At 30.5% G+C, this 24,736-nt stretch carries 21 protein-coding genes and 1 tRNA gene; 6 read left to right on the top strand and 16 right to left on the bottom strand.

Translation table 11 applies throughout. The annotated features are described in order from the left end of the window. Positions 1 to 3 precede the first annotated feature (3 nt). Genes rfbA through rfbB form a run of 3 tightly spaced genes read left to right on the top strand, consistent with a single transcriptional unit; the run spans position 4 to position 2,483 of the window. Positions 4 to 882: a glucose-1-phosphate thymidylyltransferase RfbA gene (rfbA, locus tag ACN5J5_RS02920; protein ID WP_418645831.1), complete on the top strand. Its 879-nt coding sequence runs from the start codon at positions 4 to 6 to the stop codon at positions 880 to 882. Beyond that, entirely contained in the window at positions 882 to 1,430 is a 549-nt protein-coding gene (gene rfbC / locus ACN5J5_RS02915) for a dTDP-4-dehydrorhamnose 3,5-epimerase (protein WP_418645830.1), read from the top strand. Before rfbA ends, rfbC begins: the two co-directional genes overlap by 1 nt. Before the next feature lie 42 nt (positions 1,431 to 1,472). Next, on the top strand, positions 1,473 to 2,483 hold the full coding sequence (gene rfbB / locus ACN5J5_RS02910) for a dTDP-glucose 4,6-dehydratase (RefSeq protein ID WP_418645829.1): 1,011 nt from the start codon (positions 1,473 to 1,475) through the stop codon (positions 2,481 to 2,483). Between the two features lie 38 nt (positions 2,484 to 2,521). On the opposite strand, the gene ACN5J5_RS02905 is transcribed toward rfbB, so the two are convergent. The 5 genes from ACN5J5_RS02905 to porV all read right to left on the bottom strand — a co-directional run bounded on the left by ACN5J5_RS02905 (position 2,522) and on the right by porV (position 8,889). Further along, positions 2,522 to 4,387, bottom strand: coding sequence for a PBP1 and LysM peptidoglycan-binding domain-containing protein (locus ACN5J5_RS02905; protein ID WP_418645828.1), 1,866 nt, complete (start codon positions 4,385 to 4,387; stop codon positions 2,522 to 2,524). Between the two features lie 26 nt (positions 4,388 to 4,413). Continuing rightward, positions 4,414 to 5,949 (bottom strand): glutamine-hydrolyzing GMP synthase, encoded by a 1,536-nt coding sequence (gene guaA / locus ACN5J5_RS02900; protein ID WP_418645827.1) that lies wholly within the window; start codon positions 5,947 to 5,949, stop codon positions 4,414 to 4,416. Positions 5,950 to 6,011: 62 nt separating this feature from the next. Beyond that, positions 6,012 to 7,079: a 3-oxoacyl-ACP synthase III family protein gene (locus tag ACN5J5_RS02895; RefSeq protein WP_418645826.1), complete on the bottom strand. Its 1,068-nt coding sequence runs from the start codon at positions 7,077 to 7,079 to the stop codon at positions 6,012 to 6,014. A gap of 164 nt (positions 7,080 to 7,243) precedes the next feature. Continuing rightward, entirely contained in the window at positions 7,244 to 7,726 is a 483-nt protein-coding gene (gene cdd, locus ACN5J5_RS02890) for a cytidine deaminase (RefSeq protein WP_418645825.1), read from the bottom strand. An 86-nt stretch (positions 7,727 to 7,812) separates the two neighbouring features. After that, a complete protein-coding gene (porV, locus tag ACN5J5_RS02885; protein WP_418645824.1) occupies positions 7,813 to 8,889 on the bottom strand; it encodes a type IX secretion system outer membrane channel protein PorV in 1,077 nt (358 codons plus the stop codon). 362 nt (positions 8,890 to 9,251) lie between these two features. On the opposite strand from porV, the gene gldJ reads away from it, so the two are divergent. Both gldJ and ACN5J5_RS02875 read left to right on the top strand, forming a co-directional pair. Beyond that, on the top strand, positions 9,252 to 10,961 hold the full coding sequence (gene gldJ, locus ACN5J5_RS02880) for a gliding motility lipoprotein GldJ (RefSeq protein WP_418645823.1): 1,710 nt from the start codon (positions 9,252 to 9,254) through the stop codon (positions 10,959 to 10,961). A 62-nt stretch (positions 10,962 to 11,023) separates the two neighbouring features. Beyond that, complete coding sequence (locus ACN5J5_RS02875) at positions 11,024 to 12,277, top strand: UDP-N-acetylmuramoyl-tripeptide--D-alanyl-D-alanine ligase (RefSeq protein ID WP_418645822.1); 1,254 nt, start codon at positions 11,024 to 11,026, stop codon at positions 12,275 to 12,277. Here ACN5J5_RS02875 and ACN5J5_RS02870 read toward each other — a convergent pair. The 10 genes from ACN5J5_RS02870 to ACN5J5_RS02825 all read right to left on the bottom strand — a co-directional run bounded on the left by ACN5J5_RS02870 (position 12,274) and on the right by ACN5J5_RS02825 (position 22,925). Continuing rightward, a complete protein-coding gene (locus tag ACN5J5_RS02870) occupies positions 12,274 to 13,125 on the bottom strand; it encodes an N-acetylglucosamine kinase (protein ID WP_418645821.1) in 852 nt (283 codons plus the stop codon). The genes ACN5J5_RS02875 and ACN5J5_RS02870 overlap by 4 nt on opposite strands. Positions 13,126 to 13,148: 23 nt before the next feature. Next, complete coding sequence (locus ACN5J5_RS02865; protein ID WP_418645820.1) at positions 13,149 to 13,664, bottom strand: DUF2892 domain-containing protein; 516 nt, start codon at positions 13,662 to 13,664, stop codon at positions 13,149 to 13,151. Positions 13,665 to 13,720: 56 nt separating this feature from the next. Continuing rightward, entirely contained in the window at positions 13,721 to 16,867 is a 3,147-nt protein-coding gene (gene ccsA / locus ACN5J5_RS02860) for a cytochrome c biogenesis protein CcsA (RefSeq protein ID WP_418645819.1), read from the bottom strand. A 106-nt stretch (positions 16,868 to 16,973) separates the two neighbouring features. Further along, on the bottom strand, positions 16,974 to 17,852 hold the full coding sequence (locus ACN5J5_RS02855) for a phosphatidylserine decarboxylase (RefSeq protein WP_418645818.1): 879 nt from the start codon (positions 17,850 to 17,852) through the stop codon (positions 16,974 to 16,976). A 4-nt stretch (positions 17,853 to 17,856) separates the two neighbouring features. Then, positions 17,857 to 19,920: a methylmalonyl-CoA mutase gene (gene scpA / locus ACN5J5_RS02850; protein ID WP_418645817.1), complete on the bottom strand. Its 2,064-nt coding sequence runs from the start codon at positions 19,918 to 19,920 to the stop codon at positions 17,857 to 17,859. Beyond that, on the bottom strand, positions 19,913 to 21,262 hold the full coding sequence (locus tag ACN5J5_RS02845) for a methylmalonyl-CoA mutase subunit beta (protein ID WP_418645816.1): 1,350 nt from the start codon (positions 21,260 to 21,262) through the stop codon (positions 19,913 to 19,915). Before ACN5J5_RS02845 ends, scpA begins: the two co-directional genes overlap by 8 nt. Continuing rightward, positions 21,262 to 21,579, bottom strand: coding sequence for an FtsB family cell division protein (locus ACN5J5_RS02840; protein WP_418645815.1), 318 nt, complete (start codon positions 21,577 to 21,579; stop codon positions 21,262 to 21,264). Before ACN5J5_RS02840 ends, ACN5J5_RS02845 begins: the two co-directional genes overlap by 1 nt. 2 nt (positions 21,580 to 21,581) lie before the next feature. Continuing rightward, entirely contained in the window at positions 21,582 to 22,187 is a 606-nt protein-coding gene (gene udk / locus ACN5J5_RS02835; RefSeq protein WP_418646524.1) for a uridine kinase, read from the bottom strand. A 99-nt stretch (positions 22,188 to 22,286) separates the two neighbouring features. Continuing rightward, a tRNA-Thr gene (locus ACN5J5_RS02830) sits at positions 22,287 to 22,360 on the bottom strand. 334 nt (positions 22,361 to 22,694) lie between these two features. Then, positions 22,695 to 22,925, bottom strand: a complete 231-nt coding sequence (locus ACN5J5_RS02825; RefSeq protein WP_418645814.1) for a hypothetical protein — start codon at positions 22,923 to 22,925, stop codon at positions 22,695 to 22,697. Between the two features lie 425 nt (positions 22,926 to 23,350). Between ACN5J5_RS02825 and ACN5J5_RS02820 the strand changes: the two genes are divergently transcribed. After that, the gene (locus ACN5J5_RS02820) at positions 23,351 to 23,956 is read left to right on the top strand and encodes a DUF1684 domain-containing protein (RefSeq protein ID WP_418645813.1); all 606 of its coding nucleotides are present in this window, start codon (positions 23,351 to 23,353) and stop codon (positions 23,954 to 23,956) included. Between the two features lie 75 nt (positions 23,957 to 24,031). Here the strand turns inward: ACN5J5_RS02820 and ACN5J5_RS02815 are convergent, their stop codons facing one another. Next, positions 24,032 to 24,736 (bottom strand): crotonase/enoyl-CoA hydratase family protein, encoded by a 705-nt coding sequence (locus ACN5J5_RS02815; protein WP_418645812.1) that lies wholly within the window; start codon positions 24,734 to 24,736, stop codon positions 24,032 to 24,034.

Genomic DNA, 24,736 nt, shown 5'->3' with positions numbered 1-24,736 from the left:
TAAATGAAAGGAATCATATTAGCAGGTGGCTCAGGTACTCGATTATATCCTATAACTAAAGGGGTATCTAAACAGTTACTTCCTGTATATGATAAACCGATGATTTATTATCCACTATCAGTATTAATGCTGGCAGGAATTAAAGAAGTTTTAATTATTTCTACACCTGAAGATTTACCGAATTTTATAAAATTATTAGGAGACGGAACTGATTTAGGAATTACCTTAAGTTATGCAGAACAACCTTCTCCAGACGGATTAGCACAGGCTTTTATTATTGGAGAAGATTTTATAGGAACAGATGATGTTTGTTTAATATTGGGCGATAATATTTTTTACGGACATGGACTGCCAGAAATGCTAGCGTCTGCAAAAAACAATGTTATAAATAATAAAAAAGCTACAGTTTTTGGATATTACGTAAAAGAAGCTAATCGTTATGGTGTCGTTGATTTTGATGAAAACGGAAATGCAAAATCAATTATAGAAAAGCCAGAAAACCCAAAATCTAATTACGCTGTGGTTGGTTTGTATTTTTATCCGAATAATGTGATCGAAATTGCTAAAAAAGTAAAACCATCTAATAGAGGAGAGTTAGAAATTACTTCAGTAAATCAACAATATTTAGAGAATCGTCAGTTAAAAGTCGAGTTAATGGGACGTGGTTATACTTGGTTAGACACAGGTACTCACGATTCGCTATTAGAAGCCAGTCAGTTTGTTGAAACCATTGAAAAGAGACAAGGTTTAAAAGTTGCTTGTTTAGAAGAAATAGCGCTGTATATGGGATATGTAAATAAAGAACAAGTAAAAAAATTAGCAGCACCTTTACAGAAAAATAGCTACGGACAATATTTACTGAATTTAGTAAAAGAAATGTAATGATTTTTACCAAAACAGAAATCCCCGAAGTTGTAATTATCGAGCCAAAAGTTTTTAAAGATGAACGTGGTTATTTTTTTGAATCTTTTAATCAACAAGAATTTACTGAAAATATTGGTAAAATTAATTTTGAGCAGGATAACGAGTCAAAATCCACTTTTGGCGTTTTAAGAGGCTTACATTTTCAAAAACCACCTTTTGCGCAAGCTAAATTAGTGCGTTGTATTCAAGGAAAAGTTTTGGATGTTGTGGTAGATATAAGACCAAAATCTCCAACTTACGGTAAGTCTATTTCAGTACTATTATCCGAAGAAAATAAAAAACAATTGTTTATTCCAAGAGGATTTGCACATGGTTTCGTTGTGCTTTCTAAGGAAGCCATCTTTTCTTATAAAGTTGATAATACTTATGCGCCTAAATATGAGGATGGTATTTTATGGAATGACAAAATCTTAGCAATCGATTGGCAAATAGCATCAGAAAAAATAATTATCTCTACTAAAGATAAAATATTACCTACATTTAACAAATTTGATTCTCCTTTTTAATCTTTGTAAATTTGAAATTTACTTTATAAATAATCATAATTAATGAAAAGTATTTTAATTACAGGAGGCGCAGGTTTTATCGGTTCACACGTAGTACGATTATTTGTAAATAAATATCCAGCATATCACATTATTAATTTAGATGCGTTAACCTATGCGGGTAATCTTGATAATTTAAAAGATATTGAAAGTAGTTCGAACTACACTTTTGTTAAAGGTGATATTTGTGATGAGAATTTCGTAAAAAATATTTTTAATAAATATACTATTGATGGAGTAATCCATTTAGCTGCCGAATCGCATGTAGATCGTTCAATTTCCGATCCTTTTTCGTTTGTTAAAACCAATGTTTTTGGAACACTAAATTTATTAGAAAACGCAAAAAATAGTTGGAAAGAGAATTTTAAGGATAAACTTTTTTATCATATTTCTACGGATGAGGTGTACGGAACTTTAAAAGAAACAGGTTTTTTTACTGAAAAAACAGCTTACGATCCACATTCGCCATATTCAGCTTCAAAAGCATCTTCAGATCATTTTGTTAGAGCTTTTTACAATACTTATAATTTACCGATTGTAATATCTAATTGTTCTAATAATTATGGCCCAAATCAGTTTCCTGAAAAATTAATTCCACTTTTTATTGATAATATAGTTAATAATAAACCATTGCCAGTTTATGGTAAGGGAGAAAATGTTAGAGATTGGCTGTATGTTAAAGATCATGCAAAAGCAATTGATGTAATATTTCATCAAGGAAAAAAAGGAGAAACCTATAATATTGGGGGAGATAATGAATGGAGAAATATCGATTTAGTTAAAGTCTTAATTAAATCGGTAGATGAGTTTTTAGGAAGAAAAAAAGGCTCTTCAGAAAAATTGATAAATTATGTTACTGACAGGGCAGGACATGATTATCGCTATGCAATTGATGCTTCTAAATTAAAAAATGAGTTAGGTTGGGAGCCTTCTTTACAATTTGAAGAGGGAATAATAAAAACGATAGACTGGTATCTAAATAACCAGGAATGGTTAAAGAATATAAAAAAATAAAACAAAAAAGCTCACATTTTAATGTGAGCTTTTTTGTTTTATTTAAGTCTAGTTAAGCTGAGGTCTTTGTTGTATTTTACAATAAATAAACCTGTGTTACTGGTGCTTCCAAAAGTTTTTTTACGATAATCAAACTTGTTTTCTACACGAAAAGAAACTCCGTCTTTAAAAGTATCTGTTAATTTTTTACCTGAAGCTAATCGTATTAAAATATCATAAGTAATATCAAATCCTTTAATGGCATAATTAGAAGGAATTGTATGATTTTTTTGATAATATTTTTTGTTAAATATTTTTACATTTTCAGGAGAATCATCAGTACAAGCGTTCGATACATAAGTAAAATCAATACTTGCAAGTTTATTGTTTTCTATTTTATTGTACGATTTGTTTTTTTCAACAGCAAATACTTGTACCGTAGTTTCATCGGGTAAGCCAATCATACTATTTAAAGCATCAGCAATAGCTACATAATCATTTGAAGTGATAATTACCCAATTGTGTTTATTAGGAATCATTTTATCAGTAAAAAGCTCTTTTTTTATATAACCTTCAGTTGGTTTTAAAACGTGTATTTCTTTAATAGAATCGTGCGTTTTTAGAGTGTTTACAATTTCACTTATTTTATTATTTGAATCTTTTTTACCATCACCTACAACAAAAATTTCTTCACCATTGTAAGCATCTTTTAAGTATGAAGTTAAGTATTTGGTGTAATTTTTTTTGTCTGGGGCAGATTTAATTAATCTTGAAGCAGAGAAGCTTTGTTGTTTATTAGAATAATGAGGGTAAACAACAGGAGCATTTACTTTACGAGCTACTAGTTCAGCTTTGCTAGAGTAAAAAGGACCAATAACTACGTCAGCATTATCTAATTTGTTTTCTGCTAAAATAGCAGAAACATTGTTGTCTCTATTACCAGTGTCAAAAACAGTTGCATTAACGTTAATACCTTGTTCTTTTATAGAGTCGATAGCAATTTCTAATCCCATATAAAAATCAGTAACCATATTGGCTAGCTTTGCTGAGTTTTTATTATAGTCTTTATTAAAAATTTTTTTACTTGAAATACTATCGTATTCTTTGGCTTTAAAAGGAAGTAAAACAGCTAAATTTATTGAAATATCTTCTTGAATACTATCTTTATAAAAAGTAAAGTTTTCATCAGCGTTAACTTCGTTAATTGGTTTTATTTTTAAGAGTTGATCAACAGAAAGTTCGTTGTTAATAATACCAGGATATTCTGGATTTAAACGAATTAAATCTTGTTTTGTAACATTGTAAAAACGAGTTAAACTATATACGGTTTCTTTACTTTTAACAGTGTGCGTTAAAAAGTTTTTTAAAACTTCTTCTTTATTTATGGTAACTATTTTTTCTATTGATTTAACTTTTAAAACCTGTCCGATACTTAACGTATTGTGTTGAATCGCTGGATATTCAGGATTCCAATTCATTAAATCATTTTTAGTGATATTGTATTCTTTGGTAATTCTATAAACGGTTTCTCCTGCCTTTACTGTGTGAAATTCATATTCGTAAACCGTTTGTTGAAAAGTGCTGTCTCCATCGGGTTTAACGGCTGTATCATCAACCGTATCTTCTGGTTGCGTTTCTGAAGTATTTTCATCATCAGAAGTTGTAATTTCGTCCGAAGTTATAGAAGAAGAAGTTCCGTTTTTTATTTCAGGATTCGGAATAACAATTACGGTGTTCGCTTCTGGTTTTCTTCCAATATCAGGATTTAAACGTAATAAGTCTTTTGTTTTCATGTCTAGTCGGTTGGCAATGTCGCGCATTGTTTCTCCTTCTTGAACTTTATAAGACACATAACGTTTTTGTTGTCCACAAGAAACGGTAAAGGTTAAAATACAAATTAAAAATAAAAACTGTAACTTCTTCATCTATGTTATTTTATTATTAGGACTTTTTATTCCCACTCAATTGTTGCAGGTGGTTTAGAGCTTATATCATATACAACTCTATTAACACCTTTTACATTATTAATTATTTTGTTTGATGTTTTTTGTAAAAACTCATAAGGTAAATTTACCCAATCGGCAGTCATACCATCGGTACTTTCTACAGCGCGTAAAGCAACTACTTTTTCGTAAGTTCTTTCATCACCCATAACTCCAACAGAGTTTACTGGTAATAAAATTGCTCCTGCTTGCCATACTTTGTTGTACAAACCATCTTCTTTTAATCCGTTGATAAAAACAGCATCTACTTCTTGTAAAATGCGTACTTTTTCTTCGGTAATATCTCCTAAAATACGAATTGCTAATCCAGGATCAGGAAATGGATGACGCCCTAATAAATCTTTATCAATTCCCATTGAAGCTCCTACCCGGCGAACTTCATCTTTAAAAATCATACGTAAAGGTTCTACGATTTTAAGTTTCATAAAATCTGGTAAACCACCTACATTATGATGACTTTTTATGGTTGCTGATGGACCTCCGTTTACCGAAACAGATTCAATTACATCCGGGTAAATAGTTCCTTGTGCTAACCATTTTGCGTCGTCAATTTGATTTGCTTCATCATCAAAAACATCAATAAAAACCTTACCAATAGCTTTACGCTTTTCTTCTGGGTCACTTAAACCAGCAAGTTCATTCAAAAAACGTGCCGAGGCATCTACTCCTTTAACATTTAAGCCCATACCTTCGTATTGCTTTAATACATCGGTATATTCGTTTTTACGAAGCAATCCGTTATTAACAAATATACAGTGTAAATTGCTTCCAATAGCTTTGTGTAATAATACGGCAGCTACGGTAGAATCTACACCTCCAGATAAACCTAAAACTACTTTGTCGTTACCAACTTTTGCTTTTATATCTGCTACAGTTTCATCAACAAACGAATCTGGTGTCCAGGTTTGAGCAACGCCTGCTATATTAACTAAAAAATTTGCTAATAATTGTTTTCCGTCGGTAGAATGATATACTTCTGGGTGAAATTGAATTGCATAGGTTGTTTCTCCTTCAATTTTATAAGCGGCATTTTCTACATCATGAGTGCTGGCTAATAAAGTACCGTTTGTAGGTAAATTTTTAATCGTGTCTGAATGACTCATCCAAACTTGACTTCCAGAAGAGATGTCTTTAAAGAAATCTTCTCCCTCTTTAACAAACGATAAATTGGCTCTACCATATTCTCTTGTGTTTGATGGTGCTACCAATCCGCCAGAAAAATGAGCTAAATATTGTGCTCCATAACAAACAGCTAATAAAGGTTTTTTACCTCTAATTTCAGCTAAATCAGGGTGTAAAACACCTTCGGCTCTTACAGAGTTTGGGCTACCCGAAAGTATAACAGCTTTAAAATCGTTTAAGTTTTGTGGAATTTTGTTATATGGATGAATTTCACAGTAAATGTTTAATTCTCTCACACGGCGCGCAATAAGTTGTGTGTATTGCGATCCGAAATCTAAAATAAGTACGTTGTGTTGTTGCATGCGCAAAAATAATACTTAGATTTTAGATTTAGAGAATTGATTTTAGATTTTTTCGAAGTTTTTTAATAGCGATAAACGATGGCATTTATATTCATTCCAGAACCTACCGAAGCAAGCATAATCACGTCTCCTTTTTGTATTGTTTGATTTGCTATTTTTCCTTTTAACACTAAGTCTAATAAAGTAGGAACCGTTGCAACCGAGCTGTTACCTAGTTTGTGAATGCTCATAGGCATAATTCCTTCCGGAGTTGGTTTTTTGTAAAGCCTGTAAAATCGTTTTATAATAGCTTCATCCATTTTTTCATTTGCTTGATGGATAAATATTTTCTTTACTTTACTAATTTCAATTCCGCTTTTATCTAAGGCAGTTTTCATGGCTTGCGGTACATTATTTAGTGCAAATTCATAAATTTTACGCCCGTGCATTTTTATATAACGCACATCTTTGTCTGAATTTTTATTAAAAGAATTTCCGAAAAATAAAAAATAAGCTTCTTCTTTTGTAAAAGTTTGCGTTGCATGACTTAAAATTCCGCTATTATCTTCCGCTTCTTTTTGTTCAATAATACAAGCGCCAGCACCATCACTATAAATCATAGAATCACGGTCATATTCATCTACAACTCTCGATAAAGTTTCGCTACCAATAACCAAACACTTTTTGGCAATTCCTGCTTTTATAAAAGCTTGTGCTTGTATAACACCTTCAATCCAACCAGGGCATCCGAATAAAATATCATACGCAACGCAATTAGGATTTTCTATTTGAAGTAAGTGTTTTACACGACTTGCCAAACTTGGTAAGATATCGGTTTGAATAGCGCCATCTTTTACATCACCAAAATTATGAGCAAAAATTAAATAATCTAATTCCTCAGGATTGATATTCGCATTTTCTATGGCTTTTTTTGCAGCAAAATAGCCTAAGTCAGACGATTTGTAAGTTGTCTTAGCGTAACGACGTTCTTCAATACCTGTTATCGATTTAAACTTTTCAATAATTACGGTATTGGTGTTGTTAAATGGAGTTCCATCAGCATTTAAAAATTGATTTTCTAAAAACTGATTGTTTTCTTTTTTTATAGAAGGTATAAAAGAACCGGTACCTGTAATTACTGCTGATGCCATGTTAAATTTATTAAATTTAAAAAGACAAGTAACGATATTTAATTTGATAAATCGATTAAAAGAGGCTCAATTTTTAAGATTTATTAAATTCTTAAAAAAGAGGAAAATAATTTACTGTTTAAAAAAATTAGGAGCGTTTTTTTGAGGTTGTAATTTTTTAGAAATTATAAATATGAGCTGTCAAATGAAAAAGGTAATAATGAAAGTAAAGATTCGGTTTTTACAATTTTACCAACTTCGCCCATAAATAATACTTTTATAGGTTCTTTTTGGTTGATTTCATATTCTGATAAGGTTTGCCTACAGGCACCACAAGGACCAACAGGTTTATTTACGGTAGAATTTTCTGAAGCTGCGCTAATGGCTAATTTTTTAATTTTTATACCAGGAAATTCCGATCCTACCTTCCAAACTCCAACTCTCTCTGCGCACATTCCTGAAGGATATGCTGCATTTTCTTGATTATTTCCTAAAATAACAGTTCCGTTTTCTAACAAAAAAGCGGCACCAACATTAAATTTAGAATAAGGAGCGTACGCTTTTTTTCTAGCTTCAATAGCTTTATTCATTAAATTTTTATCCTCTATCGTTAGTTCTTCAATACTATTATATACAGTAGCAGATGCTTTTAGTTCTATTTTTTCCATAAGAAATAATGTTAGTCAAAAAAAGCAGCCTGTTTAGACTGCTCTTAATTTTATGTATTACGAATTTATTAAAAAAAAACTACATTTTAATAATCTTCGTAAATTTCTCCTAAATCAAATGATAAAGAAAAACGTAAAGTATTTTCTAAAGGATTATTAACTGCTGATGTGTTTACTAAGTAAGATAAATCAATAGTTAATGCTTTTGTGGTAAATCCGGCTCCTAAGGTTAAAAATTGTCGAAGTCCTTTTTCTTCACTTTCATGAAAATAACCCGTTCTAAGCGCAAAAGAGTTTTGGTATAAATATTCTACACCCAATGCCCAAGTAGTTTCTTGTAATTCTTCGCTAAAACTTCTGTCACCTAATGAGGTAAACATTCCTTCAAACCAACCTCTAGTAGAGTTAGGAGCACTTGATGGAACTAATAATTTTGTAAACTCTAAATTAAGACCTACAATATTTTTATCATTTAAAATAAAGTCAAAACCTCCACCAAATTTAGCGTTGGTAGGAATAAAGTTTTCAGAACCAGCTTCATATTCTACTTTTGGTCCAATATTCGCAATATTAAAACCTAAGCGATAGCGCCCATTAAAGTTTCCGTAATTTCTTTCATCAGATTGATAATAACCCGAAACATCTACTGCAAATGAATTAACAGCATTAATATTACTGTCATTAACATCTAAATTAGAGTTGATGTATTTTAAACCAATACCCATAGAGAATTTTTCGCTTAATTTCATTGAATAAATACCTGTAATAGCAAATTCACTAGGGTTTTGTGTTCCTGTACTTACTCCGTTAGTGTCAGTTAAATCTACTTGACCAAGAGAAAAATATTTAACATCAACACCCCAAGCTGATTTTTCATCAAACCTATTTACATACGAAGCGTTTCCAACAAAAATATCATCGGTTAAATTACGAAGCCACGGTGTGTAATTTACACCAATACTTATTTTATTTTGATTAAAAACTGTTTTAGCAGGATTGTGAAAAATTGAAAAAGCATCTGCAGATGTAGCGACTCCTACATCTCCCATAGCACCAGCTCGAGCATCAGATGATATTAATAAAAATGGCGTTGCTGTAGTAATTTGTGCTTTGGTTTGAAGGGCAAAACATGCAAAAAACAAAAAAAATGATAATTTTTTCATGTATAAATTTGATTATTAGTTGAGCAAATATATGTTTTTCTTAAAAATTTGCTAATTTATGTTAAATTTTAATCATTACTTTAACGTTGTATGGTGGCAATTATTATATTGTTTAGAATGAATTTAAAAAAAAAGTGCATTTAAATGGTGTTTTTTGTAAAATGAGAACTCGAATTGTAAAATAAATTAATTTTAATGGTAAATAATTAATCTTTTTCTTAGATTCGTAATACTAAAGATTAAAAAAACTCGTTTGTTATCATGCAAGTGAAACCTTTTTTATAACAGAATTTATAAATAAATTAGTTGTAAGGAGTTATAAATATTGTAAATTGCGCCACCCTTAAAATAGTAAAAAATAGATGAAAAGCACATTAAAATTATTTAGTTTATTGATTGTCACTGGACTGCTAATTGCTTCTTGTAAGAGCAATAGAAGAGGTGGTTCAAGTAAATCATCTCTAACAGGTTGGAATTTTAATGACCCTAATTATGGGGGTTATATAAAAGGAAAAGATAAAGAAGGTAAAGAAACACCCCCAGGTATGGTTCATATTGAAGGAGGTAGTTTTACTATGGGATTAGTACAAGATGACGTAATGTTTGATTGGAATACAACCCCTAAAAAAATGCATGTTCGTTCTTTTTTTATGGATGAAACGGAAGTTACAAATGCAGAATACGGGTTGTTTATGCAGTATACGAAAGATATTTTTCCGCCAGAAGAACCTCAGTTTAAAAATATTTACCAATCGGTTTTACCAGATACTTTAGTTTGGAGAAAAGGATTAGGAAATACTAATTTATTATCAGAAAGTTATTTAAGACATCCGTCTTATGCAGAATATCCAGTAGTCGGTGTTAGTTGGTTACAAGCAAATAAATATTGTAAGTGGCGTACCAATGCGGTGAATTTAAAAATTTTAATGGATAAAGGTGTGATTAAGAACATCTTTAAAGAAGATTCATTAAGTTTTAAAGGGAAAAATAATTTTGATACCGATACTTATTTAACAAATCCTTATGCTTTGTTTGATGGAGATTCAACAATTTATAAAAAAGGATTGCCAATTCCAAGAATAAAAGGAGAGCCAAAACCAGAAAAAGATAAGTTTTCAGGAAGACAAGTAACATCTTCGGATGGAATTTTAGCTCAAAAATTTAGATTACCAACAGAGGTAGAGTGGGAATATGCAGCAAAAGCAATTTTTGAAAACCGTGAATACAATAATATTCGTGGTAGAAAAAAATATGCTTGGGATGGTAAATATACTCGTGATAGAGATAAAAGAAGACGTGGAGATCAATTAGCTAACTTTAAGCAAGGAAAAGGAGATTATAGTGGTATTCCTGGATGGAGTAGTGATGGTTCTGATATACCAAATGCTGTAAGAAGTTATCCGCCAAATGCTTTTGGTTTGTACGATATGTCTGGTAACGTTGCAGAATGGGTAGAAGATGTGTATCGACCTATCATTGATTCTGAAGCAAATGATTTTAATTATTTTAGAGGAAATATTTTTACTAAAAAATTAATAGATCAAAACGGTAAAGTTGTTATCGTTGGTGATGAAATGGGAGAGGTAGAATATGATACTTTAGAAAATGGTAGAATTGTACCTAAAGATTTACCAGGAAGTGTGAAGTACATTCCTATTACTAAGGAAGATACCTATATGAGAAGAAACTATAACTTGGCAAATAACTCAAGTTTAGGAGATGGAGATCAAGCTTCTTCTAAAGACTATGAGTTGGATAAAGATCAATTAGATCGTTCATCAAGAATGTATAATTCACCTCAAAAACCTGAAGCAGAAAGAGATTCTTTAGGAAATGCATTAGATAACTATAAATATGATGCCAAAAGAAGAACTACATTAGTTAGTGACAAATCTAGAGTTTATAAAGGAGGTTCTTGGACAGATAGAGAGTACTGGTTAGATCCTGCTCAGAGAAGATACTTTCCGGAATATATGGCAACTAATTTTATAGGATTTAGATGTGCTACTGACAAAATGGGACCAATGATGTTAAATAAAAGAAAAACTGCGGTTCCTGATAAAGCAAAGTAATAAACGTTTAATATAATATAAAACCTCATTGATTTTCAATGAGGTTTTTTTATTTTTACAATATGAAAATAGCAGATTTATATAGCTTATACAGTCAGCATGGTTTGGTTGATACTGATACTCGAAAAATTAGAGAAAACACGTTATTTTTTGCCTTAAAGGGCGATAATTTTAACGGAAATAAATTTGCTGAAGAGGCATTAAAAAAAGGTGCTAATTTTGCTATTATTGATGAATCTGAATATAAAACATCAGAAAACATTATTTTAGTTGATAATGTATTAAAAACGCTTCAAGAGTTAGCAAGTTATCATAGAAAAACGTTAAACATTCCTATTATATCTTTAACAGGAAGTAATGGGAAAACTACTACGAAAGAACTAATTAATGCAGTATTATCTTCAACATTTAAAACTACTGCAACAAAAGGGAATTTAAATAATCATATTGGCGTACCGTTAACTTTATTGTCGATGACTACAAGTACAGAAATCGGTATTGTTGAAATGGGCGCAAATCACCCTAAAGAAATTGCTTTTTTATCAGAAATATCAAATCCAGATTTTGGTTATATAACTAATTTTGGTAGTGCGCATTTAGAGGGTTTTGGTTCTGTAGAAGGAGTTATAAAAGCCAAATCAGAATTATACGATTTTTTAATAAAAAACAACAAAAATATTTTTGTAAACTCAAAAGATTTAATTCAATTAGAAAAAACAAAAAATGCAAATGTTATTTTATTTGATAATTCTATTCGTTTTATTGAAGCAAATCCGTTTGTTAAATTATCTTTTAATGAAACAGAAATTGAAAGCAATTTAATTGGCGATTATAATTTTTCTAACATTGCAGCAGCAATTACAATTGCGAACTATTTTAACTTATCTAAAGAGAAAATTAAAAAATCGATTGAAAGTTATATTCCATCAAATAATCGCTCACAGATTATTAATACTGAAAGTAATAAAATTATACTAGATGCTTATAATGCCAATCCTACAAGTGTAAAAGTTGCTTTAAATAGTTTTAAAAATATTAAATCGAAACATAAAACAATTGTTTTAGGAGACATGTTTGAGTTAGGTAATTACGCTGAAGCAGAACATCAAAATGTTGTGAATATTGCATCAGAATTAAATTTTGATAATGTTTTTTTAGTAGGAGAAAATTTTAAAAAAACGATAACAGAATATCAGCAATTCGAAACGTTTAATGATTTAAAGTTGTACTTTTTAAAGCATCCAATAAAAGAAAGTGTAATTTTAATTAAAGGTTCGAGAGGAATGGCTTTAGAAAGAGCTGTAGAGTTTTGCTAAAATGTGTTTTTTTGATGAAACTCAACTAATTTATCAATAGGGCGTTGAACAACATCGGTAATTATTAAGTTGTTTTTTATGGCTATTTTTTCTAAAATATCTTTAAAATAGTAAGCAATAGAACCAATAAAATAAATTGGAGTTTCGTTATCTTTTTGATAAGGTAATATTTGAAATTTAAAATATTTTTGAAACCCTTTTTGTATCAATTTCTGAATGTATTTTTCATTTTTATGATTAAACATAAATTTTGCAAAAGCTGCCAAATACATATTCGGGCTAGGGTTTACGTATAAATTCGATTTAACAACATCAATATTAAGATTAAATTCACTTTTAAAAAGTGTGCTTAAATGTGTAGGCATTTTCTCGTAATAAAAATCACGAAGTAATTTTTTGCCAAAATAATTGCCGCTGGCTTCGTCCATTATCGCATAGCCTAAAGAAGGGAACGTTTTCTGTATAGTATTTCCGTTGTAATAGCAACTATTAGATCCAGTACCTAAAATAGCAACAATTGCGGGTTCTTTAGGTGAACATGCGTAAACTGCAGCAAGCATGTCTTCTGAAACAGTAATTTTTGCGTTTGAAAAAACTGTTTGTAGTAAATTATTTAAAAGAGTTGCAGGCTGTGGAGAACCACAACCTGCACCATAAAAATAAATTTCATCAACTTGATTTTTTATATTAATCAGTTGAGGTATGTTGTTTATTGTAAAAATTAATTCTTCTTTTAATAATATAGCAGGATTTAAACCAGAAGATTTAATTCTATAAAGTTCTTCTTTGTTCCTGTTAAGAACAATCCAATCTACTTTTGTAGAGCCTCCATCTGCTATTAAAATCATTTTTACAGTGTTGTAAATGAAGTTTAAATTTTCTTCATTTGCTGTTTCATCATTTGCATTTGTTCTTTTAGCATGCCATGTTTGTCTAATTTTTTGGCTTCAGCCATTAAATTAGTAGCCTCGCGTTTTCTACGTTTTGTCATAGCAATACCTGCTAATTGTAGTTTAGCCATAGCTAAATCATTATCCATAGCTAAGCCCATTTTAACAGCTTTACGTAAAAATTTTTCTGCTTGAGTTATGTTAGTTTGACTTAACATAATTCCGTGTAAATAATTAAAGTATCCTTCTTGTTTTTGAATTAATGCTGAAGATGGATTTTTAATATAGCCTAACCATTTTTTAGCACCTTCAAAATTTTGTTTACGTAATTGTAAGAAAGCAAGTAAGATAAATTCGTTTTTAAAATAGAAAAACACGAATAGACCAGCAAGTAAAAGAATTGAGATTCCATTCATAATATGAACTTGAGAAAACTCATAAATTGCCCATAAAGTTATTAATCCTGCTAATCCTAATTTTATATTTTTATTGAACATATATTTTTATTTATCAACGTACAAAAGTACATTTTTCTGTTAAAATAATAGAGAATTTATTTTTTGTAAAACTTTTTATATTTAAACCAAGCAAATAAGCCTAAAACAAATACAAAACCAACAGAATAATAAACAGATGTTGGTGTAATTACTTTGTCTCCACTAGCATAAGAATGTAATCCTGATAGATAGAAATTAACACCAAAATAAGTCATCATTATTGATGCAAAAGCAATTACAGACCAAAGGTTAAAAGTATAACGACCTCTTAAACCAGGAATTAAACGCATGTGTAATACAAAACCGTATATCATTATTGATATTAAAGCCCAAGTTTCTTTAGGATCCCAACCCCAGTAGCGCCCCCAACTTTCGTTAGCCCACATTCCGCCTAAAAAAGTACCAATGGTAAGCATAACAATTCCAACGGTTAAAGACATTTCATTAATTATGGTTAATTCTTTTATATGTAGATCCATTTTTTTCTTATTCTTCGAGTTTGTAAAAATCATTAAGAATAAGCTAAAAATTCCTAAAATCATACCTAAAGAAAAAGGTCCATAACTTGCTACAATAATAGATACGTGTACTTTTAACCACCAAGAATTTAATACAGGCTGAAGGTTTGCGATTTCTGGATCTAACCAGTTTTGACTTGCAAAAAATAACGTAATTGCTGTAATGAAAGTAGCAGCTGCTACTGTTAAAGTTGATTTTTTCCCCAATATTAAACCAAATAACATAGTAGCCCAAGCTACAAATACAATCGATTCGTAGGCGTTACTCCACGGTGCATTTCCACTAATATACCATCTAGAAAGTAATCCGAAGGTGTGCATCATAAAAAATACAATTATCAGAGCAATCAACCCTTTTGCAACATAATTAATCCATTTTTTAGTAGAGAAAATTTGAGCAATTAAAAAGATAATTAAGAGTATACTTGATAAACCATAGTATTTAATTAAGCGATTAAAAACATCAAATTTATTATAGGCAATTTCTAGTTCAATTTGATCTTCTGATGGATATACCTTTTCGCCAAATTTCTTTTGAAATTTTTTAATTCCGTCTAAAACTTTATCTGTTTCTGTATAGTTTCCTGACTTTTTAGAAACTTGTAAAAGTTGTAAATAAACAGGTAATGATTGACGAACAAATACTGAATCGGTTCCTTTAAATCCAGCTTCTAAGGTTTCTGGTTGTGATACCCATTTATTATTATCATCATTAGGAATAGGGTAAATACGTAACATTCCGCCACCTAAAGTTTGTGATAACAACCAAACTCTTTGCTCAATTTTAATAATGTCAGTTTCAAATTTACTCTGAATGTTTTTCTTCTTAGCTTCGGCTACAAGTTTTCCTATTTTAGAGGTTCCTTTGGCATCATAAAAATCAATAAAACGAGCATATTTTGCATCTTTGCTAAGACCTAAAAGTTCTCTTATTTGTGTATTTCCTTTTTCTAAATAAATAAAAGGAACGTTTAACCAAAGCATTGGCATTTCTGTAATAGAAAGCAATACTTGTGTTGGGTTCATTCCTTTAAAACTATTAGCATGAGCTACTTTTCTAACCAATTCTGACGCTAAAGTGTGTGCAGGTTTCATTCTACCACCAACATCTTGTATAATTATAGAACTGAATTTTTCACTGTGCTTTAATGTTGCTTTATTACTTGTTAAAATAGAATCTATTTGTATTTCAGAGAGTTGTTCTGGTTGATGAACTTCGTGTTCTTGACCAATTGCATTCAGTGATAAAAGCAATACAATTACTGATAATTTTGCTTTTTTAACTTTGATTTTATTTAATGATTTTTTTAAATCATCAAAACGTGTGTTTTTAATAAATAAGATGCAAATTAAACCAAAAAACAATAAAAAATATCCGATGTAGGTAATCCAAGTACCCCAAAAATCATGATTTACAGATAGATGTGTTTGCTCGTGTTCTCCATCAATTTTATAACTAGACTGAAATAATTTATAACCTCTATAATCTAAAATATTGTTCATAAAAATTCTAAAATCAAAAGTTTCTTCACGGTCTATGACAGTTATTTCACTAGCATAAGCAGCTGCACTTTCCGATCCTGGATATTTTTCTAATTGAAAATCATTTAGTTTTACATTAAAAGGAGTTTGCCTTTTCTTAGCTCCATACCATGCTCTAAAATTTAAATCTCCAATACTAAATTCTTCTATATTATCAACATTAAATTGACCTCCATAAAGTTCTACTCTTTTGGTTTCGCTATTCATGGTAACATCAAAAATAACGGTATCGTATTTGTTGTTGTCTTTTTTACCGGCCAACGTTTTCATTATTCCTTTTTCTGGTGATTTTGGAATAACGAACTGCAATCCGTTTATAGTATGTAATGTTAAATATTGAAAATTTTGCGCGCTATCTTTAACAATTTTACCTCTACTTTGATCTGCCATTTTAAGCCAGTCACCATTGCTTTTAGAAGTCATTTTTAAAACACCTTCTTCGTAGTAAAAATTAACAGAAGCATTGTTTTCTGGTACTCCAAAACTAACAAGTATGTTGTGTATGTTTTGTGTAGTTCCTTTTTTTATGTAGTGTTCATGTCTACTTCCGCTTGAACTTTCTACCAAAAATAAATATTCAACACCATTTTCATCTAAAACTAATTTTTTTTCAGACCATGGAATATAATCTACTAAATTAAAATTTATTTCATGTAGCTTTCCATCTTTTTTAGGTTGAAAAGTTTCTGTAAATTCAGCGGAATTACTACCCCATGCCGAAAGTAATAATTTGTTGTTGGTTTCTTTTTGAAACTCATTATTATCAACTATAACATTTAAATAATTAATGTCAGAAAAGAAAGTGTTTGTGCTTTCTCCTTCATCAATAATCATAATTCCTTCGTAACTAATATAGCGAGTAACCCCAGCGCCAATTAAAATTAGTAAAAAAGATGCATGAAAAAGTAACACGCCCCATTTTTCTTTTTTATATAATCGATACCTGAAAATGTTACCAAAAAAATTGATAACAAAAAATAACATGATTAACTCAAACCACCAAGTGTTATAAATTAACGCTTTTGAAGTTTGTGTGCCGAAGTCATTTTCAATAAAAGTGGCTGCTCCCATTGCTATAGCAAATACAAAGAATAGTATTGCTGTTAAACGGGTAGAGTAAAGAATATCTAAGATTTTTTTCATCTGTAAATCTGCTAAGTGTAAAACTTCGCAAATTTACGGATTAATGTCTTAATAAGTTGATAATTTCTGTCATTTTTAAAGAAGAAAAACGTTAAAATAAAACAAATTAAAGTCCTATTTTCTCACCCATTTTAACAAATGTTTCAATGCGATTTTTGGTGTTTTGTATAATATCAGCATCAATGGTTAATTTATTTTTATCAACTAATAAAACAATGGTCGATCCACCAAAAGCAAAATAGCCCATTTCGTCTCCTTTTTTTATTGATTGATTTGGTTTGTAGGTTTCAATAATACTACCAACCATCGTTGCACCAACTGGGGCTACAATAATTTCGCCTTTTTCTTCGGATGATAAAATGCAATATTCTCGCTTGTTCTCGCAAAAAACTTTAGTAAAATTTGAAGCTAAAGCATAAGGTGAAACCGAAAAATAATCACCTTTTATTTTTGTCATTTCAGATGGAGTTCCGTTGTAAGGAAAGTGGTATCTGTGATAGTCATTGGGAGCTAGTCGTAAAATAATTAGTGAAGCGTTTTTGTGCTTTTCTGCTAATTCGTCATTACCTAAAAATTCTTTTAAAGTAAATTTTCTCCCTTTTATAAAAAAATCATGAATATCAGCAATGTTCTCAAATGCTAACATTTTTCCGTCACCAGGAGATACAAATCCATTTTCTATCGGACGAGCACTCTTTTTTAATTTTCTGTAAAAGAAATCGTTAAAAGAAGTAAAGTCAGAAACTGATTTTTCGGCTTCATCAATATTAATGTCTAATTGATTTACAAAACCATTGATTTTTTTAACAGATGAAGGTTTGTCCATTTTTTTACCATACCAAGCTGATAAAAATTTTCGTTTAGCAACAGGTAAAACAGCCATTTTACCAAACGGATTGTTGTAAAGTAATTTTAAAAAAGTTTCACCAGGTGGTGTTTCAGTAATTATATTTCCCGATTTTCTATCGATGAATTTTATTTTCATAATTTTATTCTTCGGTGCTATCAATTAAAATAGTTAACATGTCTATAGCGGCTTGTGCAATTTTGGTTCCAGGTCCAAAAACACCTACAGCGCCAGCATCAAATAAATATTGATAATCTTGCGCAGGTATTACACCGCCAACAATTACCATAATATCTTCTCTACCGTATTTTTTTAGTTCGCCAATTACTTGTGGTACTAATGTTTTATGACCAGCAGCTAATGATGAAATCCCTAAAATATGAACATCATTTTCAATAGCTTGTTTGGTGGCTTCTTGCGGAGTTTGAAACAAAGGGCCTATATCTACATCAAAACCTAAATCAGCATAACCAGTAGCAACTACTTTTGCGCCTCTGTCATGACCATCTTGCCCTAGTTTAGCTATCATTATTCTTGGACGACGCCCTTCTAATTCGGCAAAATTATCAGCTAATTCCGTTGCTTTTTTAAATAACTTATCGTCTTTTATTTCTTTACTATACACACCTGAAATTGTTTTATGAACTGCTTTGTGACGCCCAAAAACACTTTCTAGCGCATCAGAAATCTCTCCTAAAGTTGCTCTGTTTTTAGCGGCTTTTACGGCTAAGCCTAACAAGTTACCGTTGTTTGATTTTGCACATTCTGTTAAATCAGATAAAGAATTTTTTACAGCTAAATTATCTCTTTTAGACTTTATAGAATCTAATCTTTCAATTTGAGAAAGTCGTACAGCTTCATTATCAACTTCTAAAATATGTAAAGGGTCTTCTTGTGCTAATTGGTATTTGTTTACGCCAACAATAACATCTTGTCCGCTATCAATTTTTGCTTGCTTTTTTGCAGCAGCTTCTTCAATACGCATTTTCGGAATTCCTTTTTCAATGGCTTTTGTCATTCCGCCTAATTCCTCAACCTCTTTAATAAGTTCCCAAGCTTTGTTGGTAATTTCTTCTGTTAATTGTTCTACATGATAACTTCCTGCCCAAGGATCTACTGTTTTGGTAATATGAGTTTCTTCTTGTAAATATATTTGTGTATTACGAGCAATGCGTGCAGAAAAATCAGTAGGTAAAGCAATCGCTTCGTCTAAGGCATTTGTGTGTAAACTTTGTGTGCCGCCAAAAGCTGCAGCCATGGCTTCAATAGTTGTACGGGCTACATTGTTAAACGGATCTTGTTCGGTTAAAGACCATCCACTTGTTTGGCAATGGGTTCGTAAAGCTAAAGATTTTGGGTTTTTCGGGTTAAATTGCTTTACAATTTTTGCCCACAACATTCTTGCAGCACGCATTTTGGCAATTTCCATAAAATGATTCATTCCAATGGCCCAGAAAAAAGACAAACGAGGAGCAAAAGTATCAATATCCATTCCTGCTTCTAATCCTTTTTTTATGTAATCTAATCCATCAGCTAAAGTATAAGCTAGTTCAATTTCGGCAGTTGCACCAGCTTCTTGCATATGGTAACCTGAAATAGAAATAGAATTAAATTTAGGCATATTTTCAGCAGTATATTTAAAAATATCTGCAATAATTTTCATGGATGGAGTAGGTGGGTAAATATAAGTGTTACGCACCATAAACTCTTTTAAAATATCATTCTGAATAGTTCCTGATAGTAATTCAGGTGCAACTCCTTGTTCTTCTGCAGCAACAATATAAAAAGCTAAAATTGGTAAAACTGCTCCATTCATAGTCATTGAAACAGACATTTTATCTAACGGAATTTGGTCGAATAAAATCTTCATATCTTCAACCGAATCAATCGCAACTCCTGCTTTTCCAACATCTCCTTGCACGCGTTCATGATCAGAATCGTAACCTCTGTGTGTAGCTAAATCAAAAGCAACTGAAAGTCCTTTTTGTCCGGCAGCTAAATTACGTCTGTAAAAAGCATTGCTTTCTTCTGCTGTAGAAAAACCTGCATATTGTCGGATAGTCCAAGGTCTACGAACATACATTGTAGAGTATGGGCCTCGTAAATTTGGGGCAATACCAGCTACAAAGTTTTCGTGTTGTTTACTTTTAACTGCAGTTGTTAGATTTTTATCTAACTGTATGTTTGATACGTCTTTTCTACTCATCTTGTAAACGTGCTTGTTCTAACTTTTCAGCCAATCTTTTTTGAATGATTGGTTGAATTAAAGTTTTATCATTTCTAATTTTTACAAACGGAAACAACTCTAAATCATTTTTCATTATATCCTTGTCATTTTGTAGTTTGTTGGATCCTAGTAAAACAAGTTCTCCGGTATCAAATTTAGTTTGCTCTTTTTCTGCGGATTCTTTAATTTTTCGTTGGATGATACCTTCTTTTAGCTGTTTTAAAAATCCACCACCTTTTTCAATTGTTTTAAAAATATCTAAAGCATTTTGAGCTAATTGTTGCGTAATAGCTTCAATATAATAAGCACCGTCAGCAAAATTTTGAGATTCAGATAATTCGCTTTCTTGTTGTAAAATTAATAATTGATTTCTTGATATACGTTCACCAAACTCATTTGAATGATGAAAAAAATCATCATAAGAAATGTTTGTCACCGTATCTGATCCGCCTAAAACAGCGCTCATGCATTCTGAGGTTGTGCGAAGCATGTTTACATTATAATCGTACAAAGTTTTGTTACGTAAACTAGGTTGTGTAAAAAGATGCGCTTTTGTGTTTTTTGCTCCATATTCATTTAAAAGCGATGTCCATAAAATTCTAAAAGCTCTCAATTTTGCGATTTCAAAAAAGTAATTGCTCCCAACAGCGAAGTTAAAGTGTATTTTATGAGCGATTTCACTTCCGAAATGATTTAAATATTCATTTGCGTGCGCAAGTGTGTAGGCTAATTGTTGAGTGTTGTTTGCGCCTGCATTTTGATATGTAGATGCATTGATGCAAATAGAATTATCAATTGAATTAACTATTTTTTCAAATTCTTTATGATCGTTATTTAGGTTGGTAAACCAATTACCTGTACTAGCTAAATTACCTATGATGTCAATATTAAAAAAACAATTCTTTGAGTCGATAAAATTTGATAACTCAATGGTAAAATCGGCATCTAAAAACTTTAAATTAAAGTATAGTCTTGTGTTTTTTAAATCGAAATTTTTTAATATTGCTTTGTAATCGAATTTATTTTTAGCTTTAAATTCAATAGATTTTGCACCTCTCTTTAAAGAATCAATAGCAAAATAGTTTGCTTTTTTCTCGTCTTCAATAAAGATAGATTGACAAATGTTAAATCCTTTTTCAGGAATATTTATTTTTATATTGGTTTGGTCTTCTTTGGTGTAAAAAGGCTTAACAGTAATTCCTTCATCGGTTTTCCAAAGAAGAGTGTCGTTATAATCTGCACCTTTAAGATCTACTTGGATTTTTTGTTTCCATTCAGCAGCAGTAACTTCGTTAAATTCGTTAAATAAATAAGTACTCATTATTTTTGTATGGTATCAAATTCGATAATATAAACGTCTTCATTTTCTTTCTTCATCAAATATTTTTCGCGAGCATAACGCTCTAGTTGTAAAGAATCTTGAAGTTTTTCTATAGTTTCTTTGTCAGTATCAATCTTTTTTTGATGATAATTTATCCAAATCTCTAACTCATCAATCTCTTTATTAAACTCTCTATGTGTAAGATAAGAATTTTCATCAAAAAAAAGCATCCAAATTACAAATACAGTTAAAATTACAACGTAAATATTGGTTGCGATTTTAAAAGAAGGTTTGTTTTTTATTGATTTTAAATTCATAATTACAGGCGGTCGCTAATTACAGTTCTAACAATATCTATGGCAACAGTATTATGCCTGTCATTAGGAATAATAATATCTGCATAGTTTTTTGTAGGTTCAATAAATTGTTGGTGCATTGGTTTTAAAGTGCTCTGATATCTACTTAAAACCTCGTCAATATCTCTTCCACGTTCTTTAATATCTCTACGAACACGTCTTATTAAGCGTTCGTCAGCATCAGCATGAACAAAAACTTTTATGTCGCATAAATTTCTTAATTCTTTACTATTAAAAATTAAAATCCCTTCAATAATAATAACCTTTCTAGGGTGAGTTTTAATAGTGTCTTTAGTTCGGTTGTGAGCAACAAAAGAGTAAACGGGTTGTTCGATTACGTTGCCGCTTTTTAATTCACTTAAATGTTTAACTAATAAATCAAAATCGATTGCTCTTGGATGATCAAAATTTATTTTTGTGCGTTCCTCGTAACTTAAATTATCTGTTTGACTGTAATATGAGTCTTGCGATATTACACAAACTTCATCTTGAGGTAACTCGTTAATAATTTGATTTACCACGGTTGTTTTTCCGCTTCCTGTTCCGCCAGCAATACCGATTACAAATATATTTTTCATTGAGTTTTATTAAGATGAATAATGTAAGCAAATTTAGGAAAATATGCGCATAAAAAAAGCGTTAACTTAAGTTAACGCTTTTTATTTCTGAGCCGATGAGAGGACTCGAACCTCCGACCTGCTGATTACAAATCAGCTGCTCTAGCCAGCTGAGCTACATCGGCTTTTGCTTTAAAGCGATGCAAATATATAAGCTTTTTTAAAACTGACAAGTCCTTTTTTTTATTTTTTTTAAAATATTTTTGAGCGATTTTATATTGTATTGATTTACATGTTTCTACGTTTTATTTTTTTGTAAAAAAAATAAAAATTAATTTTAAGTTAATGAAATTAGGAGGTATTTCTTCTTTGTGTTTTTTTAAAACTAAAAAAGTTCTAGTTAAAAACTAGAACTTTTATCAAGAATAAATAATGTTAAGAATACCACTTAAAAATAAAGTATGTATTCTATGTTGTTAGCATAAACGAACAAAAATGTTGTTTATTGTTTTATTAAAATTATGCAGTTAAAGGTTTACCTTTTAAACGTTTTTCAATTCGTTGTTTTACAACTGTTAAACGCTTCATGGCATCCATTAAGTCACTGTCTTTAGTTTCTTTATATACTTCGTTTATTTCTAGTATTAAAGCTTTTACCTCTCTTGAAGCTAATATTCTATCGCTAGTAGTGATAAACTTAAACTTTCTGTGTTCAAATTCATCCGCTTTGCTAAGTAATTCTGAATTCATAAAATACCTACTTATATTTAATTAAATTATCTTTTAGATTTTAGTTTGGTAATTGATTTTGTTTTGCACAAAATAGTCAAATCATAAAATGGGCAACAAATATAGATTAATCTTTTTGCTAACCTATAAAAACCGTTTAAAATGTTCTATAAATAAGTTATTTTGATGGTTTAACTCCCTTGTTTGTCAATTAAAAACATAATCTGGTAAGTTAAATGTAATAATTTTTTATTTAAAACCAAATTTTTTGTTGAAATTTTAATAAAAATTTAATTGATTTTCATATAGTTATTGTTCTGTTGCGAAGAAAGGAGCGCAAAATAGCTTTTAATGGCAGTATGTTTTGTTTAAAATACTTTTTAAGTTGATTTATTTTAGATATTTGTAGCCAAGAGACATTTTTTAAACTCTAAAAACAAGGTTAAATGAGGTATTTTTTATTAATAATTATAGTTATTGTTGCTCTATCGTGTAATAATAATCAAAAAAGAAAAAAAATAGGGAAATCTGATTTTCAATTAGAAATGAATTCTAAATTTAAAGATGCTTCACAATCTCCTTTAACTAAAAAAGATTTGAAAAAGTTTAAAGGATTATCATTTTTTAAAATAGATGCAAAGTATAAAGTCGCTGCAAAAATTATTAAAACGCCAGATGCACCTACTTTTAGTTTTCCAACAACTACAGATAGGGTGGCAGTTTATAAAAAATACGGAATTATAAGTTTTACTATTGATGATAAGAATTTTCAGTTAGCCATCTATCAAGACGAAAACCCTGAATTAGCGTATGTAAATAATTTGTTTTTACCTTTTTTTGATAAAACCAATGGGAAAACCTCTTACGAAGGGGGACGTTTTATTGATGTTTTAACGACAGATATAGGTAAAGATGAAACTATAGTTATTGATTTTAATGAAGCCTATAATCCGTATTGTGCGTATAGCGATCGGTATTCTTGTCCTATAACGCCAAGAGATAATTATTTAGATGTTGAAATAAAAGCAGGAGTGATGGCGTATCAGAAATAAAGATTCTTAAATATTAAAATCGTCAATTTGAAAGCATTTCAAATTGACGATTTTAGTGTTTTATGAAAAGGATATTTATTTTTTTGGCGGATTCAATCCATCTTTTAAATCTTGGTCTATTGCTTCTTTTAAAGCAGTTAAGTAAGTTTTTCTAACTTTTAACTTTGTTTCGGCGTGCGCTTTTTTATTAAGTGTAGCAAACATTTCTGCTATTTTAATAGCTGTTGGTAGTACGTGGTTTTCGGGTACAATTTTATCTAAAAAACCAGCTGTAATAGCATCTTTAGGGTTGTATATTTCAGCATTGCTTACACTGCGCTCAAAATAAACGGGAGCTAATTTTCCTTTAGCAATTTCAATACCAGCATTGTGCATTGTCATACCAATCATAACTTCATTTAAGCCAATTTTAAAATCACCTTCGGTACCAATTCTATAATCAGCAGAAAGTAATAAAAAAGCTCCCTTTGCAATTGCATGACCCGAACAAGCTACAATTATAGGTTGCGGAAAAGATAACATTCTAAGCGATAATTTAGAACCTTTTGTAACCAGTTCTAAAGCAGATTCTGGAGATGCGGTCATGCTTTTTAAATCATATCCAGCTGAAAACATTCCAGGTTGACCTGTTAAAATTACCACTTTTTTTTCTTCCTCGGCTTTATCTAATAAAGCGTTTAAAGAAGCTATTACTTCGTGTGATATTGCGTTTACCTTACCGTTGGTAAGTGTAATAATAGCATAATTTTCTGATGATGTATATTGGGTAATTTCGTTCAT

The organism is Tenacibaculum insulae (assembly GCF_964512435.1).
GTDB classification, from domain to species: domain Bacteria; phylum Bacteroidota; class Bacteroidia; order Flavobacteriales; family Flavobacteriaceae; genus Polaribacter; species Polaribacter insulae_A.
The sequence above is the reverse complement of the archived record's forward strand: the minus strand, read 5'-3'. Positions and strand labels throughout refer to the sequence as shown.

Excerpts from the sequence above, each read along its gene's own strand:
- scpA (WP_418645817.1), bottom strand. The coding sequence starts at position 19,920 with ATGAGTAGAAAAGACGTATCAAACATACAGTTAGATAAAAATCTAACA.
- ACN5J5_RS02845 (WP_418645816.1), bottom strand. The coding sequence starts at position 21,262 with ATGAGTACTTATTTATTTAACGAATTTAACGAAGTTACTGCTGCTGAA.
- ACN5J5_RS02895 (WP_418645826.1), bottom strand. The coding sequence starts at position 7,079 with ATGGCATCAGCAGTAATTACAGGTACCGGTTCTTTTATACCTTCTATA.
- ccsA (WP_418645819.1), bottom strand. The coding sequence starts at position 16,867 with ATGAAAAAAATCTTAGATATTCTTTACTCTACCCGTTTAACAGCAATA.
- gldJ (WP_418645823.1), top strand. The coding sequence starts at position 9,252 with ATGAAAAGCACATTAAAATTATTTAGTTTATTGATTGTCACTGGACTG.
- ACN5J5_RS02865 (WP_418645820.1), bottom strand. The coding sequence starts at position 13,664 with ATGTTCAATAAAAATATAAAATTAGGATTAGCAGGATTAATAACTTTA.
- ACN5J5_RS02870 (WP_418645821.1), bottom strand. The coding sequence starts at position 13,125 with ATGATTTTAATAGCAGATGGAGGCTCTACAAAAGTAGATTGGATTGTT.
- rfbC (WP_418645830.1), top strand. The coding sequence starts at position 882 with ATGATTTTTACCAAAACAGAAATCCCCGAAGTTGTAATTATCGAGCCA.
- ACN5J5_RS02825 (WP_418645814.1), bottom strand. The coding sequence starts at position 22,925 with ATGAATTCAGAATTACTTAGCAAAGCGGATGAATTTGAACACAGAAAG.
- ACN5J5_RS02905 (WP_418645828.1), bottom strand. The coding sequence starts at position 4,387 with ATGAAGAAGTTACAGTTTTTATTTTTAATTTGTATTTTAACCTTTACC.
- ACN5J5_RS02840 (WP_418645815.1), bottom strand. The coding sequence starts at position 21,579 with ATGAATTTAAAATCAATAAAAAACAAACCTTCTTTTAAAATCGCAACC.
- rfbA (WP_418645831.1), top strand. The coding sequence starts at position 4 with ATGAAAGGAATCATATTAGCAGGTGGCTCAGGTACTCGATTATATCCT.
- ACN5J5_RS02820 (WP_418645813.1), top strand. The coding sequence starts at position 23,351 with ATGAGGTATTTTTTATTAATAATTATAGTTATTGTTGCTCTATCGTGT.
- ACN5J5_RS02875 (WP_418645822.1), top strand. The coding sequence starts at position 11,024 with ATGAAAATAGCAGATTTATATAGCTTATACAGTCAGCATGGTTTGGTT.
- cdd (WP_418645825.1), bottom strand. The coding sequence starts at position 7,726 with ATGGAAAAAATAGAACTAAAAGCATCTGCTACTGTATATAATAGTATT.
- porV (WP_418645824.1), bottom strand. The coding sequence starts at position 8,889 with ATGAAAAAATTATCATTTTTTTTGTTTTTTGCATGTTTTGCCCTTCAA.
- ACN5J5_RS02855 (WP_418645818.1), bottom strand. The coding sequence starts at position 17,852 with ATGAAAATAAAATTCATCGATAGAAAATCGGGAAATATAATTACTGAA.
- rfbB (WP_418645829.1), top strand. The coding sequence starts at position 1,473 with ATGAAAAGTATTTTAATTACAGGAGGCGCAGGTTTTATCGGTTCACAC.
- ACN5J5_RS02815 (WP_418645812.1), bottom strand. The coding sequence starts at position 24,736 with ATGAACGAAATTACCCAATATACATCATCAGAAAATTATGCTATTATT.
- guaA (WP_418645827.1), bottom strand. The coding sequence starts at position 5,949 with ATGCAACAACACAACGTACTTATTTTAGATTTCGGATCGCAATACACA.